Source organism: Pseudonocardia sp. ICBG601 (assembly GCF_020496245.1).
In genome coordinates this window covers 1,310,939-1,325,324 of sequence record NZ_JAHLJA010000148.1, presented here as the reverse complement: position 1 = coordinate 1,325,324, position 14,386 = coordinate 1,310,939, and the positions used below count along the sequence as shown (strand labels likewise).

Sequence of the window (14,386 nt, the reverse complement as noted above, 5' to 3'; positions counted from 1 at the left end):
TAGCCTTCGCCCATGCCGCGCTCGATCGACTACCGCGCAACGTCCGCGCACCCGGCCTCGAAGGTCTACGCGGCGATGGTCGACCGCGATCTCCTGGAGGAGCAGCTGCGTCACATCGGCGGCCCCGGGGCCGGGGTGACCGCGTACGAGACCACCGCCGACGGCGTCCGCTACACGTTGCGGCACGGGATCCCGGGCGAGCACCTGCCGTCGATCGTGTCGTCGTTCGTGCCCGGCGGGGACCTGCAGATCGACCGCAGCGAGCAGTGGCGGGCCGGCGACTCGGGCGTCTACGACGGCACCGGCTCCGTGAAGGTCATCGGCACCCCCGCCACCGCACGGTCGGTGATGCGGATCGCCGACGTCGACGGCGGCAGCGAGGTCCGGATCCGGGCCGAGGTCACGGTCAAGGTCCCGCTGGTGGGTGCGAAGATCGAGCAGGCGGTCGCCGGACAGATCGAGCAGCTGCTCGCCGCCGAGACCCAGTTCACCCTCTCCCGGATCTCCTGATGTCCCACTACGTGATCACCCTGTCCTGCCCGGACCGCACCGGCATCGTCGCGCGGATCAGCACGTTCCTCGCCGAGCTCGGCGCCTCGATCACCGAGGCCGCGTACCACGCCGACGTCGAGGCCGGGGTGTTCTGCACCCGCCAGGTCGTCGACGCCGCGTCGGTCCCCTTCGACGTCGACGAGCTCCGCGCCCGGTTCGCGCCGGTCGCCGCCGAGCTGGGCGGTGAGCACCGCATCTCCGACACCGGCGTCCGCAAGCGCGCCGTGCTGCTGGTGACCCGCGACCAGCACTGCCTGCACGACATCCTCGGCCGGGTGTGGGCGGGCGAGCTGCCGGTGGAGATCACCCGCGTGATCGGCAACCACACGTCGCTGGAGCCGGTCGTCGCCGCGCACGGGGTGCCGTTCCACCACGTGCCCTTCCCCGCGCCCGGCGACCCGGCCCGCGAGCAGGGCAAGGTCACCGCGTTCGAGGAGATCCGCAAGCTCGTCGACGACGACTCTCCCGACGCGATCGTCCTCGCCCGCTTCATGCAGGTCCTGCCCGCGCACCTGTGCGAGGCCTGGGCCGGGCGGGCGATCAACATCCACCACAGCTTCCTGCCGTCCTTCGCCGGGGCCCGGCCCTACCACCAGGCCCACCGGCGCGGGGTCAAGCTGATCGGCGCGACCTGCCACTACGCGACCGCCGACCTCGACGCCGGCCCGATCATCGAGCAGGACGTCGCCCGCGTCGACCACGGGGACACCGCGACCGACATGGTGCGACGGGGACGCGACATCGAGCGCCTGGTGCTGGCCCGGGGGCTGCGGTGGCACCTGGAGGACCGGGTGCTGATCCAGGGCAACCGGACCGTCGTCTTCCGCTGAGCCCGCAGCCCTGCGCTCCGCTCGCCCGGCCGGGTCGCGCGGCGGAACGTCGCCGAGATGCAGCTCAGCGGGAATTGTGGATCTCCGCGGCCCGCTGAGCTGCATCTCGGCGTAGGTCCTTCGTTCGCGATGGCGACGGAGTACAGCCGATCCGATCCGACGGCCACGGCAGCCGGCGCACGATCGGCGCGTGACGATCCCCGGATGGCCCGAGGTGTTCCGCGGGACCGCGGCCGTGGCGGCGGGTCTCGTCACACCCGACCTCCTGCGCGGGCCCCGCTTCCGCCGGCTGCTCCCGGACACCTACGCGCCGGCCGACCTGCTCCCCGACCTGCGGCTCCGCTCGCTCGCGGCGCACCGCTGGGCCGGACCGGACGCCGTGCTCAGCGGGTACTCCGCCGCCGAGCTGCTCGGCGCGTCGTGCGCCCCGAGGGCTGCACCGGCCGAGGTGACAGTCGGTGCGGCGCACCCCGGAGCCCGCTCCCGTGACGGTGTGCTCGTCCGCCGCGACGTCCTGCATCCCGACGAGGTGACCGAGGTCCGCAGCGTCCGGGTCACCACGCGTGTCCGCACCGCGTTCGACCTCGCGCGGCGTCTGTCCCCGACCGAGGGGGTCGTCGCCGTCGACGCGCTGTCCCGCGGATCGTTCGCCCCGGACGTGTTGCTGAACCTGGCGGTCCGGCACGCCCACGCCCGGGGTGTCAGGCGGGTGGTCGACGCGTTGGTGTGGGCCGACCCGCGCGCCGGCTCCCCGCCCGAGACCCGGCTCCGGCTGGTCCTCGTCCGGGGCGGTCTCCCGCCCCCGGTGCCCCAGCACCCGGTCCTCGACGACGCCCGGCGCACGGCGCTGTGGCTGGACCTGGCCTACCCGGACCACCACCTCGGCGTCGAGTACGACGGCGGCGGCCACTTCGCGACGCCCGAGGCGGCCCGCGCCGACGCGCAACGGCACACCCGCCTCGTCGCGGCGGGGTGGCGGGTGCTGCGCTACACCGCCCCGGACATGCACCGACGGCCCGACGAGATCGTCGCCGAGGTGGGCCGGGCCCTCGGCGAGGCTCACCGAGATGCAGCTCAGCGGGCCGCGAAGATCGACAATTCCCGCTGAGCTGCATCTCGGCGAACTTCCCGGGGCGCGGGGCGCGCACACGACGGCGCCCGCCCCGCGTGCTGCGGGACGGGCGCCGGATCGTGCGGCTCACGCCGCGGGTCGGACGGGGGGTCAGGCCGCGGACTGCTCGGCCGTCGCCGCGTCGTGGGCGGGCTCCAGGGCGATCGCCAGGGCCTCGGAGACGTCGGCGACCGGGTGCACCCGCAGCTCCTCGCGGACCGAGGCCGGGACGTCGTCCAGGTCCGGCTCGTTGCGCTTCGGGATGATCACGTCGGTCAGTCCGGCCCGGTGCGCGGCGAGCAGCTTCTGCTTCACCCCGCCGATCGGCAGGACCTTGCCCTGCAGCGTCACCTCACCGGTCATGCCGACCGAGCTGCGGACCGGGCGCCCGGAGGCCAGCGACGCCAGCGCCGTCGTCATCGTGACGCCGGCGGACGGGCCGTCCTTCGGGACCGCACCGGCCGGGACGTGCACGTGCAGCTTCCGCGACGCGAGGTCACCGGCCAGCCCGCGCGAGCGCAGGTAGGACAGCGCGATCGAGACGGACTCGGTCATCACCTCGCCCAGCTGCCCGGTGATCTGCAGGCCCGGCTCGCCGTCCATCGAGGTGGCCTCGATGAACAGCACGTCACCACCGGCGCCGGTCACCGCCAGCCCGGTCGCGACGCCCGGCACCGAGGTCCGCTCGGCGGACTCCGGCGTGAACCGCGGACGGCCGAGGTAGGTGACGAGCGCGTCGGCGTCGACGTGCACCGGGCGCGCGGTCTCCGACTCGTCGAGCTGGACGGCCACCTTCCGCAGCACCTTCGCCAGGCCCCGCTCCAGCTGCCGGACCCCGGCCTCCCGGGTGTACTCGGCGGCGATCATCGACAGCGCGACGTCGGTGAACTCGACATCGCCGTCGTCGAGACCGGCCTTGGCGACCTGGCGCGGCAGCAGGTGGTCGCGGGCGATCGCGACCTTCTCCGGCTCGGTGTAGCCGTCGAGCGTCACGATCTCCATGCGGTCGGCCAGCGGGCCGGGGATCGCGGAGCCGTCGTTCGCCGTCGCCAGGAACAGGACGTTCGACAGGTCGAGGTCGACCTCCAGGTAGTGGTCGCGGAACGTGTGGTTCTGCGCCGGGTCGAGGACCTCCAGCAGCGCCGCGGTCGGGTCACCGCGGAAGTCGCTGCCGACCTTGTCGATCTCGTCGAGCAGCACGACGGGGTTCATCGAGCCGGCCTCGCGGATGGCGCGGACGATCCGGCCGGGCAGCGCGCCGACGTAGGTGCGCCGGTGACCGCGGATCTCCGCCTCGTCCCGGACGCCGCCGAGCGCGACGCGGACGAAGTTCCGGCCGAGCGCGCGGGCGACCGACTCCCCCAGCGACGTCTTGCCGACGCCGGGCGGGCCGACCAGCGAGAGCACCGCGCCCGAGCCGCGGCCGCCGACCGTGTCGAGGCCCTTGCGCTCGCGACGGGCGCGCACGGCGAGGAACTCGACGAGGCGCTCCTTCACGTCGTCGAGGCCGGCGTGGTCGGCGTCGAGGATGCGGCGGGCCTCCACGAGGTCCGACGAGTCGGTGGTCGTGGTGCTCCACGGGATGTCGAGGACGGTGTCGAGCCAGGTCCGGATCCAGCCGGACTCCGGGCTCTGGTCCGACGAGCGCTCCAGCTTGCCGACCTCGGTCAGCGCGGCCTTGCGGACGTCGTCGGGCAGGTCGGCGGCCTCCACGCGGGCGCGGTAGTCGTCGGAGCCCTCCGGGTCGTCCTCGCCGAGCTCCTTGCGGATCGCGGCGAGCTGCTGGCGGAGCAGGAACTCGCGCTGCTGCTTCTCCATGCCCTCGCGGACGTCGTTCGAGATCTTCTCGGTGACCTCCTGCTCGGCGACGTGCTCCTTGGTCCAGCCCAGGAGCTTCTCCAGCCGGGCGTCGAGGTCGGTCTCGGCGAGCAGCTCGGCCTTGTGCGCGACGTCGAGCCACGACGCCCACCCGGCGAGGTCGGCGAGCGCGCCCGGGTCGTCGGTCTGCTGCACGGAGTCGATGACCTGCCAGGCGCCCCGCTGCTGCAGGATGCCGATCACCAGGGCCTTGTACTCGCGGGCGAGCTCGTGGGTGCGGCCGGTGGGCTCGCCGGCGTCGACCGGCTCGGCCTCGACCCAGAGCGCCGCACCGGGGCCGGAGACGCCCGACCCGATGCGGGCGCGCCGCTCACCGCGCACGACGGCGGCCCGGTCCCCGTTGGGGAGCCTGCCGATCTGCTCGAGCACGGCGACGACGCCGATGGCGCCGTAGCGGCCGTCGATGCGGGGGACGACGAGCACCCGTCTCCCGTCGTCGCGGTCCTGGGCCGCGGCGGTGGCCGCGTCCACCGCGGCACGGGTGTCGGAGTCGTCGAGACGGACGGGGACGACCATGCCGGGCAGGACCACGGCGTCGTCGAGGGGCAGGACCGGGAGCGTCAGCACGTCACTCATGTCCTGCCCAACCACACGGAGGGCCCTCCGCTTCCCGGAGTTGAGTCCTGTCCGCTCAGGGCGAACGCGGACACCGGAGCACGTAACGGCGACCGTGGGCACACCGAGTACCGCGGGGGCACCGGTGCGTGACCGGGTCGCGCTCGGGAGGTCGGGATGCGGAACCGGCTCGGCCTGCTGGCCTGCGCGGTCGTGGCCTGCACCGCCTGCGGCCCACCCCCGGCGGACCTGCCGCCCCGGATCGTCCCGCCCGCGACGACGGCGTCCGCCGCGGTGCCCACGCCCGTCCCGACCGGCGGGGTGGCGCCGCCGGTGCCGGGGACCACGGGAGCCGCCCCCGCGCCGACCCCGTCCCGCGCGGGCCCCACCGTCGACGACCCCGCCGCGCCCACCACCACCTCCCGCGCCACGAGACGCCCGCCGCCGCCCACCCGTCCCGGTGGGGGCGGGGAGCCGACCCGGATCGCGCCCCGGCTCGGCGGCGCGCCGCCACGCGGCTCGATCCCGGAGCTGCTCGACGGCAACTACACCTTCGACGACTACCGGGCGATCCTGCTCAAGGGGTGCGCACCGGCACCGAGCGGCTGCGTGAGCGTGGTGATCGACCGGGCGGCCTCACCTCCCGGCGCCACCGGGAGCTGGCTCGCATGCGACACGACACCGCGCCGCCGAACGGACCTCGCGGACATCCTCGGGCAGACCGTTCGCGTGAGCGTCGGTTACAGCAGCTGCGATCCGATCGACGGCCTCCCCGCGAAAGAGCCCGACCCGGTCCCCGGCGACGGCGGCGAGCCCGCCCCCGCCGGGGGCGGGACCCCGCAGGACGACACCGGGCGCGGCGGCGGGTGACCGCACCGCCGCGCCGACGACGCGTCGCCGGTCCGCGCCGCACCACGACCCCCGCGCCGACGCCGGCCGGCACCGGGCCGGCCGCGACGGATCCGGCGCCGCAGCCCGGACCCGAGTCCCTGCCCCGCGCCCTGCAGGCGCTCGGCACCGTCGTCGCCCCGGCGACGCTGCTGACCGCGCTGCTCCTCTACTTCGGCCGGATGCACGCCTTCGGCTTCTTCGACCACCTCGGCGTCTCCTACACCGCGATGGACCTCACCCCGGCCGACTACCTGGTCCGCAGCGCCGACGGGATGATCCCGCCGCTCGCCCTGACGGGCACGGCCGTCCTGCTCGTGCTGTGGGGCCGTCAGCTCGTCCGCCCCCGGCTCTCGGAGCGGGCGCGGGTCCGGTCGCGCCGCGTCCTGGTGCCGCTGCTCGCGGCCGTCGGCGTCGGTGCGGGGGCGCTCGCCGTCGCCGACACCGCGGGTGCGGAGCTGTTCGTGCAGGTCCCGGAGCTGCGCGGACTCTCCCTGTGCGCGGCGGTCCTGGCGCTGCTCGCGGCGGCGCGGCTCGCCCGCGGGACCCGCCCGGTCCCGGCGACGGCCGCGGTCACCGAGTGGGGCGTGTCCTTCGTGCTGCTCGGCGTCGGGCTGTTCTGGGCGGTCGGGGCGTACGCGTCGGGCGTCGGCGCCGGGCGGGGCGTGCAGTTCGAGCAGAGCCTGCCGTGGCTCGCCGACACCACCGTCTACAGCGAGCGGTCGCTTGGTCTCACCGGCCCCGGGGTCACGGTGACCCCGTGCGCCGGGCCGGACGCCGGCTACCGCTTCCGCTACGACGGCCTCAAGCTCGTCGTGCAGTCCGGCAGCCAGTTCCTGCTGCTGCCCGCGGGCTGGACCTCGACCGACGGGTCCGCCGTCCTGCTCCCCCGCGGGGGCGGCTACCGGCTGGAGTTCACCGCCGCGGAGGCCGCCCGCAGCACGGGCTGCTGACTCAGCGCGCGAGGTCCGGCACGATCTCGGCGCCGGGCAGCGACGCCAGCAGGTCGCCGGGCACCGCCAGCTTCCCGGCCCGCGTCCCGCTCCCGACGACGACCGCGTCGGCCTCGGCGACCCCGGGCGAGAGCCAGAGCGGCCAGTCCGCGGGGAGCCCGATCGGGGTGATGCCGCCGTAGGCCATCCCGGTCAGGGCGACGGCGTCGTCCATCGGCGCGAACGACGCCTTGCGCACGTCGAGGCGGCGCTTCACCGCACCGTTGACGTCGACCCGGGTCGTCGCGAGGACCACACAGGCGACGTACCGGGTCTCGCCGCCGCGCTTCCCGGCGACGACCACGCAGTTCGCGGCCCGTTCGACCGGGGAGGAGTAGGCGGCGCAGAACGCGGCGGTGTCGGCCAGGTCCGGGTCGATCTCGGCGACGGCGACCCGGCCCGCGTCGAGCCCCGCCAGCGCGACGGCGACGGGCTCCGCGAGCAGGTCGGGCCGGTCCAGCGCCGGGACGGCCGTGAGCGTCCCGAGGACCGGGTGGTTCACCAGCGCGGTCCGCCGCCCTGGACCTCCATCACCGCGGGCTTGACGTCGACCAGGTAGACCAGCGTCGCGACGGTGGCGGCCAGCCAGAACATGGCACCGCCGAACATCGGGCCGTTCGTGATGATCAGGAGCAGCAGCGCGACGCCGGTGATGCCCAGCCATGCGTTCTTGGTGAGCTTGCCCGCCGCGGTGAAGGCGTCCGCACGTTGCATCAGTGCGTGCCCGAACGAGAACCCGCCGACCACCACCATGATCCACTTGATCACGAAGATGATCAGTTCATCGGGGGCACCTGGCAGTGACAACACTCGGCCAGAGTACGGACAACCCGGGCGACGGTCACGTCCGGCGCCGTATCCGGGCGGGACGATCCGCGTCGCGCACACGACGGCGCCCCCGGCCGATCATGGATCGGCCGGGGGCGCGGGTCGTGTTCACCGGGCGCGGGGCCCGGCGGGTGTCACTTCTTGGCGGACGCCGTCGAGGTGCCACGGCGGGTGGTCGGCTTGCGGGCCGGGACCTTCGCGCCGGTGGCGGTCTTCGGGTCGGTCTTGGCGGCGGTGCGGCGCGCGGTCGAACGCGTGGTGGACGCGACCTCGTCGCCGGCCTCCTCGATCGCCTCGGCGGCCTCCTTGGAGACCTCGGTGACGACCTCGGCGGCCTCGCTCGCGGCGGTCTGGGCGCGGCGGGCGACCTTCTCGCCGACCGAGCGGGTCTGGGTGGTGACCGCACCCAGGGTCTTGACGGCGGCGTCGTGGGTCTCGTCCACGAACTCGTCGACGCGGGTGTCGAACTTCTCGGTCAGGCCCTCGACGGTCGCGATGGCCTGCTTGACCTGCGGCTGCTTGCGGATCCGGCCCCAGGCCTTCTCACCGCGCTGGGCGAAGCCGACGTAGACGCCCTCGACCTCGGAGCGGAACTCCTCGACCTGCTTGCGGATGTTGTCCGAGGACAGCTTGCCGCGGAGCTCCTTGAGCTCGTCGGGGAGCTCCTGGACGCGGGTCTGGACCTCCTCGGCGCGCTTGGTGGCGGTGGAGCGGGCGTCGGTGACGGCCTTGCTCACGGTGGTGACGGCGAAGTCGCCGGCGCCGAGCACGGCGAGCAGCGGGGTACGGACGACCTCGGCCTGCTCGGCGGTCTGCTCGCGCAGCTTCTGCACGTCGGCGCTGGTGGGGAGGTTCACGGCCATGGTGATCACTTCCTCGTATCGGTGGGGGTGTCGGTGGTGCCGGCAGAGAGGCCGTTCTCCCTGCGAAAGGACTCGTAGACATCGAGCAGCACACGTTTCTGCCGCTCGTTGAGAGTCGGATCGGTGAGCACCGCGTCGGTCACCTGACCGGCGGGCCGCTCCTCGAGGATCCCGGCGCGGACGTACAGCGCCTCGGCGGAGATCCGCAGCCCCTTGGCGATCTGCTGCAGGATCTCGGCGGACGGCTTGCGCAGTCCGCGCTCGACCTGGCTCAGATACGGGTTGCTGACGCCCGCGGTGCGGGCCAGCTGCCGCATGGAGACCTGGGCGGCCTCGCGCTGGGCGCGGATGTAGGACCCGATGTCCTCCACCGCGTGCCCCACGGTCTGACCGACGCTCTCGACGGCCTGCGCGACGCGCTCAACGGGCTCGACGGACTCACGCTCTCCGTGCTTGCGCTCGGTGGCCATCCGTCTCACCTCCGCCTCGATCCGTTCCTCACTGACGGAACCGACCGTACGCGGCACTGCTAGCTCCTGCAAGCACAGTGCTAGCGCTGGTCACGTGGCGTGCGCCACGTCGGTGACGGCCCGGTGACGGTGCGATGTCGTCCGGGGACACCCGACCGATCACCCGATGACGAGCTCCCCCACGGCGTGGATGACCAGGCCGGCGAGCGCCCCGACGACGGTGCCGTTGATCCGGATCCACTGCAGGTCGCGGCCCACCTGGAGCTCGATCTTGCGCGAGGTCTCCTCCGCGTCCCAGCGGGCGACGGTCTCGGTGATCAGCGTGGTGATCTGGTGCCGGTAGTGCCGCACGACGTACGACGCGGCGTCCGCCAGCCAGCCGTCGAGCTTCGCGCGCAGCTCGGCGTCGCGGCCCAGCCTCCGCCCGAAGGCCATGAGGCCGTCGCGCACGCGCAGGCGCAGCTCGTTCGACGGGTCGTCGGCGGCGTCGAGGACCATGGACTTCACGACCGTCCAGGCGCGGCCGATGAAGTGCTGCACCTCCGGGTGCTCGACGACCTGGCGCTTGACCTGCTCGGCGCGCTCCATCGTCGTCTCGTCGTGCTGCAGGTCGCGGGCGAACTCGGCGAGGTAGCGGTCCACGGCGTGCCGCAGCGGGTGCTCGGGGTCGGTCTTGACCGCCCAGGCGTACCCGCGGATCTCGGCGAACAGCTTGTCGGCGACGAGGTCGTCGACGAAGCGCGGCGTCCAGGACGGCGCGCGGTCGTGCACGACCCGCAGGACCATCTCCTGGTTGTCGGCGACCCAGTCGTAGGCGCGGTCGCAGACGAGGTCGACCAGCCTGCGGTGGGCGCCGTCGGCCAGGACGCCTTCCAGCGCCTTGCCCATCGGCGGGCCGACCGGGATCTCCATCAGCTTGCGCACCGCGACGGTCTCGATGACGTTCTGCACGTCCTCGTCGCGCAGCACGGTCACGAGGGCCCGCGCCGCGGTGACCAGCTCGGTGGTGATCCGGTCGGCGTTCTGCTGCTCGGCGATCCACCGCCCGACCGACTCGCTGACCCCGATCCGCTCGAGCTTGTCGCGGACGACGGACTCGGACAGGAAGTTCTCCCCGACGAAGTCGCCGAGGCTGTCACCGATCATGTCCTTCTTGCGCGGGATGATCGCGGTGTGCGGGATCGGGATCCGCAACGGGTGCCGGAACAGCGCGGTCACGGCGAACCAGTCGGCGAGCGCACCGACCATGCCGGCCTCGGCGGCGGCCCGGACGTAGTCCGCCCCGGGGACACCGCGGACGACCTCGAAGTACTTCGCGACGAAGAACACGACCGTCGCGCCGAGGAGGAACCCGGTGGCGACGGCCTTCATGCGCCGCAGGTCGCGCCGCTTCTGCTCGTCACCGGGGCCGAAGCCGCCGAGGGGGACGCTGGGAACGGACCCGATGGTGCGGTCCCGCTGCGGGACGGGGGTCGGGCGCTCCGGCGCGCGGGAGGTCTGCACACACCCATAGTGCCCGGGGACACCGACATCGGGCGGCGGGGGCGCGCGCCGTGGGTCCCGGCCGGGCCCGGGGGATGTCCCGCCGGACCCGGCCGTGGCCGGTGGAGCGGCTGCGCGGCGAGGGAGAAGTGCCCCCTCGGGCGCCGCTTCCGGGCGTACCGCCAGGCCGGTCCCGGCGTCCCCCGCGAGGTGATCGGCGGGGACGGCAACGGGACGGAACCCGGGCGGGCGGTACGCGGTCGCGCGGGCCGGATCCTCGGTTCCGTCCGGGCCGCGCGGGAGGGTCAGCGCCGCAGGGCGCCCGGGACGCCGGGCTGCTCGGCCCGCGCCTCCTGCTCGTCGGGCAGGGCCTGCTCGCTGCCGCGCCGGCGCACCGCGTCGCAGATCGCCTCGACGACGACCGCGGCCTCGGGCACCCGGTAGCCGACCCGCGCCGGGGCCACGCGCCACTGCACCCAGCCCTCGGGACGCTCGGTCGGCGGGGCGACGACGCCGATGCCGTCGGTGTGCAGCACGACGTCGGTGTGCAGGCTCAGCTCGGCCGGGAGCGCGTGCCGCGGGCTCATCGGGAACCACCAGGTGCCCTCGGGCGTCGCGGCGACCGGCACGACCTCGCCGGCCTCACGCAGCGTCCGGCAGACCTGGCGGCCGATGGCCGCCGGGACCTCGACCACGTCGAGCACGTCGCCCGTCGCGAGCATGACCTCCGCGCCCGGCCCCGGCACGAGCGGCCAACCGTGGTCGGCGTACTCGCGAGCGGCCGCTCGCAGCTCCGCGCCGTAGACGGCTCGGTAGCTGTCCCACCAGGACATGGAGGTCACTTCCTTCCGCTTGTGCGACAACCCCTGTGGTGCCGCTTTCCTTGTGAAGTACAACACCAGGATGCGGGCTCCGGGCACGAGTTCGCGAGGGGTACGCGGCGAGGGTGCGCAGCGGCGAGACGAGCGGGGAGCGCCTACCGCACGGCGTCGCGACCACCGGTGAACGGCGGGTGACCGGGCGCAGCGGGCCGACGACCGGTGGCAACCCCGCCGCCGTCCGGCGCAGTGCCGGTCGTCGTACCGCTCGACATGCCTCGTGCGTCGATTGTCTTTATCATCGAGATGGTTGTGACGATCGGAAGGACTGACATGGCGTCGACGACGGCGAGGGCGGGCCGCACGGCAGGCCCGGCCACCGGGATGGACACGGCACGGACCTGGGCGGTGCTCGCCGCGGCGGTGCTGCAGGCGGTGGCGGGCTCGCTCGGCGGCAGCGGGACGTTCGGGGAGTCGCAGCGGGTGCTCAGCGACCGCTACCCCTCACTGGTCACGCCGGCGACGGTGGCGTTCTCCGTGTGGGGCCTCATCTACCTGGCCCTGCTCGTGTACGCGGTGTACCAGTCGCTGCCCGGGCAGCGGTCGCGCCCGGTGCACCGGGCGACCGGCTGGCTGTTCGTGGCGACGGCGGTGCTCAACGCGGGCTGGATCGTCGTGTTCTCCCAGGAGCTCCTGGGCACCGCGCAGCTGCTGATCGTGGCGCTGCTCGTGATCCTGGCCGTGGTGCTGCGCCGGCTCGCCGCGTTCCCGGCCGACGGGGCGGCGGACCGGGTGCTGCTGCACGGCCCGCTGGCGTTCTACGCGGGCTGGGTGTCGCTGGCGACCGTGGCCGGGTTCTCGGTGACGCTGACCTACTGGGGCGCCCCGCTCGGCCCGGTGGCGGCCGCGGTGCTGCTCGGAGTCGGCGTGCTGGCCGCGGGCGTCGCGACCCGGCGGACGACGGCGGCGCTCCCCTACGCGGCGACGGCCGTCTGGGCGCTGGTCTGGGTCGCGGTGGAGTCCGCGTCGGCCGGGACGGTGCCGGTGACCGTGGTCGCGGCGCTCGGCGTCGTGGCGGTGGTCGTCGCGGCGGTGCTGCGGGCGCGGGAGGGGCTGCGGCCGGCCTTCGGCTGACCCCGGGAACGACGACGGCGCCGGTCCCCGAAGGGAGCCGGCGCCGCCGTGTTGCGCGGGTCGTGCCCGCGCAGAAGTCAGATCACGCGGACCGAGTCGGCCTGCGGGCCCTTCTTGCCCTGGCTGGCCTGGAAGTCGACGCGCTGGTTCTCCTCCAGCGTGCGGAATCCGTTCGACTCGATGGCGGAGTAGTGGACGAAGACGTCCGGTCCCTCGTCGTCGGTGGCGATGAAGCCGAAGCCCTTCTCGGCGTTGAACCACTTGACGGTGCCCTGCGGCATAGCGTGTGTCCTTCTCAGATGGAACGGTTCCGGCCCTCACAGCAAGAGCCGGAGGTCGCGTGGACACCGTCGTGGCACCTCAGCACCGATCGACGACGCCCACCGTCACAACTTCACACGGACGCTTCGCGGCGATCGGAGAAGAACGACTGCAACCGACGCGGACGCTACCACGGCTCGCCGGCACGTCGACCGTCCTCACTCGACGCCCCCGCACGGGCCCGTTCCGCGGCGACGACCGCCCGTCGCACCACTCCGGGGACGATCACGCCGCGTGAGATCCGGGCCGTCGATCGGCGACGGGCGGTCATCACCGTCCCGAACGGGTGAGCGCGGGACGTGTTCCACGCCGTCGGGTGAGCGCCGGGCGCACGTCCTCCCCGGTTCGGGTGGCGACGGCGGCCCGCACCCGCTCCACGGCCCCGCAGGACCCCGGACGGGGTCGCCCGTTCCGGGTGCGTTGCGGTGCGATCCGCTCACACCGTGACCGGTGGGACCCCTGTGACTCGTGTGGCCACGATCGGGGCACTGGTGGACGACGCCCGGTGACCGCAAGCTCAGCGCCGTCCGTCACCCCGTGCAGCAGCACAGCGAACTGGAGAGACCGTGCGATCCCGAGTCACCACTTCCGTCGCCCTGACCCTCATGATCGGCACCCTGGGTGTGTACGGCGCCGGCGTGGCCGGCGCGGCCGAGCCCGTTCGTGCCTCCACCCCGGCCGCCCCGGCCGCGACCGTCACCCACGCGCCCACCGCGGCGTCCGACGGCCCGCTGGACCGGCTGTTCGACACGCTCTTCGGGAACGGCGCGGCGACCGCCCCGGCGACGCCCGCCGACACCACCGTCCCCGTCCAGGACGTGCCGACCCCGGCCGCCCCGGGCGTTCCCGCGGCTCCGGGCGCCCCGGCTGCTCCGGCCGTCCCCGGCGCGCCGGCCGCGCCGCAGGTTCCCGCCGCCCCGGCCGTTCCGGGTGCGCCGGCGGCCCCGGCCGTGCCGGGTGCTCCGGCCGTACCGGCTGCGCCCGCCGCTCCGGCCGTGCCCGCGGCCCCCGCCGCTCCCGCGGTGCCGGCCACCCCCGCCGTCCCGGGGACGCCGGCCGCGCCCGCCCTGCCCGCGGCCCCGGCCGCCCCGGTGGCGCAGATCGCCCCCGCGGCGCCCGCCGCCCCGGTCGCCCCCGCGGCGCCGGCCGCCCCGGCCGCCTCGGTGACCCCGGCCGTCGCCGTCACCTCGGACACCGCGGCCCGCCAGGCCCCCGAGCCCCCGGCCGTCCCGGGCGCTCCGGGTGTTCCGCAGGCGCCGGCCGCCCCGCAGGCCCCTGCGGCCCCCCAGACCCCGGCCCTCCCCCAGGCGCCTGCGGCCCCCGCCGTCCCGGGTGCTCCCGCGGCCCCGGCCGTCCCGGGCGCTCCCGCGGCGCCGGCGGTCCCCGCCGTCCCGGGTGCGCCCACCGCTCCGGAGGCCCCGGCCGTTCCGGGCGCTCCGGCTGCTCCCGGTGCCCCCGCGGCTCCGGGTGCCCCGGCCGCTCCCGCCGTGCCCGCGGCCCCGGCGGCGCCGGGCGCCCCGGCCGTCGCCACCGCCCCGGACGGCACCGCCGCTCCGCAGGCCCCGGCCGACGCCCGGACCCAGGACGCTCCGGAGCGCACCGCCCCGACCCGACCGAGCCTCTGGGAGCGGCTGTTCGGCACCACCCGCTGACCTGCGACGCAG

15 protein-coding genes are annotated in these 14,386 nt (G+C 74.8%); 7 read left to right on the top strand and 8 right to left on the bottom strand.

Annotation, left to right across the window (positions count from 1 at the left end):
- Window positions 1-12 precede the first annotated feature (12 nt).
- From KPL57_RS35570 to KPL57_RS70570, 3 genes are all read left to right on the top strand, one after another.
- The gene (locus KPL57_RS35570; RefSeq protein WP_062399848.1) at window positions 13-510 is read left to right on the top strand and encodes a DUF2505 domain-containing protein; all 498 of its coding nucleotides are present in this window, start codon (window positions 13-15) and stop codon (window positions 508-510) included.
- Complete coding sequence (gene purU / locus KPL57_RS35565) at window positions 510-1,382, top strand: formyltetrahydrofolate deformylase (RefSeq protein ID WP_226354939.1); 873 nt, start codon at window positions 510-512, stop codon at window positions 1,380-1,382. Before KPL57_RS35570 ends, purU begins: the two co-directional genes overlap by 1 nt.
- Before the next feature lie 190 nt (window positions 1,383-1,572).
- Entirely contained in the window at window positions 1,573-2,490 is a 918-nt protein-coding gene (locus KPL57_RS70570) for a DUF559 domain-containing protein (RefSeq protein WP_226354938.1), read from the top strand.
- 114 nt (window positions 2,491-2,604) lie between these two features.
- On the opposite strand, the gene lon is transcribed toward KPL57_RS70570, so the two are convergent.
- The gene (lon, locus tag KPL57_RS35555; protein ID WP_226354937.1) at window positions 2,605-4,947 is read right to left on the bottom strand and encodes an endopeptidase La; all 2,343 of its coding nucleotides are present in this window, start codon (window positions 4,945-4,947) and stop codon (window positions 2,605-2,607) included.
- A 156-nt stretch (window positions 4,948-5,103) separates the two neighbouring features.
- On the opposite strand from lon, the gene KPL57_RS35550 reads away from it, so the two are divergent.
- Both KPL57_RS35550 and KPL57_RS35545 read left to right on the top strand, forming a co-directional pair.
- Window positions 5,104-5,796: a hypothetical protein gene (locus KPL57_RS35550; protein WP_226354936.1), complete on the top strand. Its 693-nt coding sequence runs from the start codon at window positions 5,104-5,106 to the stop codon at window positions 5,794-5,796.
- Entirely contained in the window at window positions 5,793-6,767 is a 975-nt protein-coding gene (locus tag KPL57_RS35545; RefSeq protein ID WP_226354935.1) for a hypothetical protein, read from the top strand. The genes KPL57_RS35550 and KPL57_RS35545 overlap by 4 nt, the downstream gene beginning before the upstream one ends.
- Before the next feature lies 1 nt (window position 6,768).
- Here the strand turns inward: KPL57_RS35545 and KPL57_RS35540 are convergent, their stop codons facing one another.
- The 6 genes from KPL57_RS35540 to KPL57_RS35515 form a co-directional block, all read right to left on the bottom strand.
- Window positions 6,769-7,308 carry a YbaK/EbsC family protein gene (locus KPL57_RS35540; RefSeq protein ID WP_226354934.1) on the bottom strand — a complete coding sequence of 180 codons (540 nt, stop codon included), beginning with the start codon at window positions 7,306-7,308 and terminating at the stop codon, window positions 6,769-6,771.
- On the bottom strand, window positions 7,305-7,559 hold the full coding sequence (locus KPL57_RS35535) for a DUF2516 family protein (RefSeq protein ID WP_062404096.1): 255 nt from the start codon (window positions 7,557-7,559) through the stop codon (window positions 7,305-7,307). Before KPL57_RS35535 ends, KPL57_RS35540 begins: the two co-directional genes overlap by 4 nt.
- A gap of 209 nt (window positions 7,560-7,768) precedes the next feature.
- Complete coding sequence (locus KPL57_RS35530; protein WP_226354933.1) at window positions 7,769-8,497, bottom strand: hypothetical protein; 729 nt, start codon at window positions 8,495-8,497, stop codon at window positions 7,769-7,771.
- Between the two features lie 5 nt (window positions 8,498-8,502).
- Window positions 8,503-8,967, bottom strand: coding sequence for a helix-turn-helix domain-containing protein (locus tag KPL57_RS35525; protein ID WP_062399838.1), 465 nt, complete (start codon window positions 8,965-8,967; stop codon window positions 8,503-8,505).
- A 159-nt stretch (window positions 8,968-9,126) separates the two neighbouring features.
- Entirely contained in the window at window positions 9,127-10,470 is a 1,344-nt protein-coding gene (locus KPL57_RS35520) for a DUF445 domain-containing protein (RefSeq protein ID WP_374203829.1), read from the bottom strand.
- Between the two features lie 284 nt (window positions 10,471-10,754).
- Window positions 10,755-11,282 carry a bifunctional DNA primase/polymerase gene (locus KPL57_RS35515; protein WP_337832651.1) on the bottom strand — a complete coding sequence of 176 codons (528 nt, stop codon included), beginning with the start codon at window positions 11,280-11,282 and terminating at the stop codon, window positions 10,755-10,757.
- Between the two features lie 318 nt (window positions 11,283-11,600).
- On the opposite strand from KPL57_RS35515, the gene KPL57_RS35510 reads away from it, so the two are divergent.
- A complete protein-coding gene (locus KPL57_RS35510; RefSeq protein WP_226354931.1) occupies window positions 11,601-12,401 on the top strand; it encodes a tryptophan-rich sensory protein in 801 nt (266 codons plus the stop codon).
- Between the two features lie 77 nt (window positions 12,402-12,478).
- Here KPL57_RS35510 and KPL57_RS35505 read toward each other — a convergent pair whose 3' ends face one another.
- Window positions 12,479-12,682, bottom strand: a complete 204-nt coding sequence (locus tag KPL57_RS35505; protein WP_020627638.1) for a cold-shock protein — start codon at window positions 12,680-12,682, stop codon at window positions 12,479-12,481.
- 645 nt (window positions 12,683-13,327) lie between these two features.
- On the opposite strand from KPL57_RS35505, the gene KPL57_RS35500 reads away from it, so the two are divergent.
- Window positions 13,328-14,374 carry a hypothetical protein gene (locus tag KPL57_RS35500; RefSeq protein ID WP_226354930.1) on the top strand — a complete coding sequence of 349 codons (1,047 nt, stop codon included), beginning with the start codon at window positions 13,328-13,330 and terminating at the stop codon, window positions 14,372-14,374.
- Window positions 14,375-14,386 lie beyond the last annotated feature (12 nt).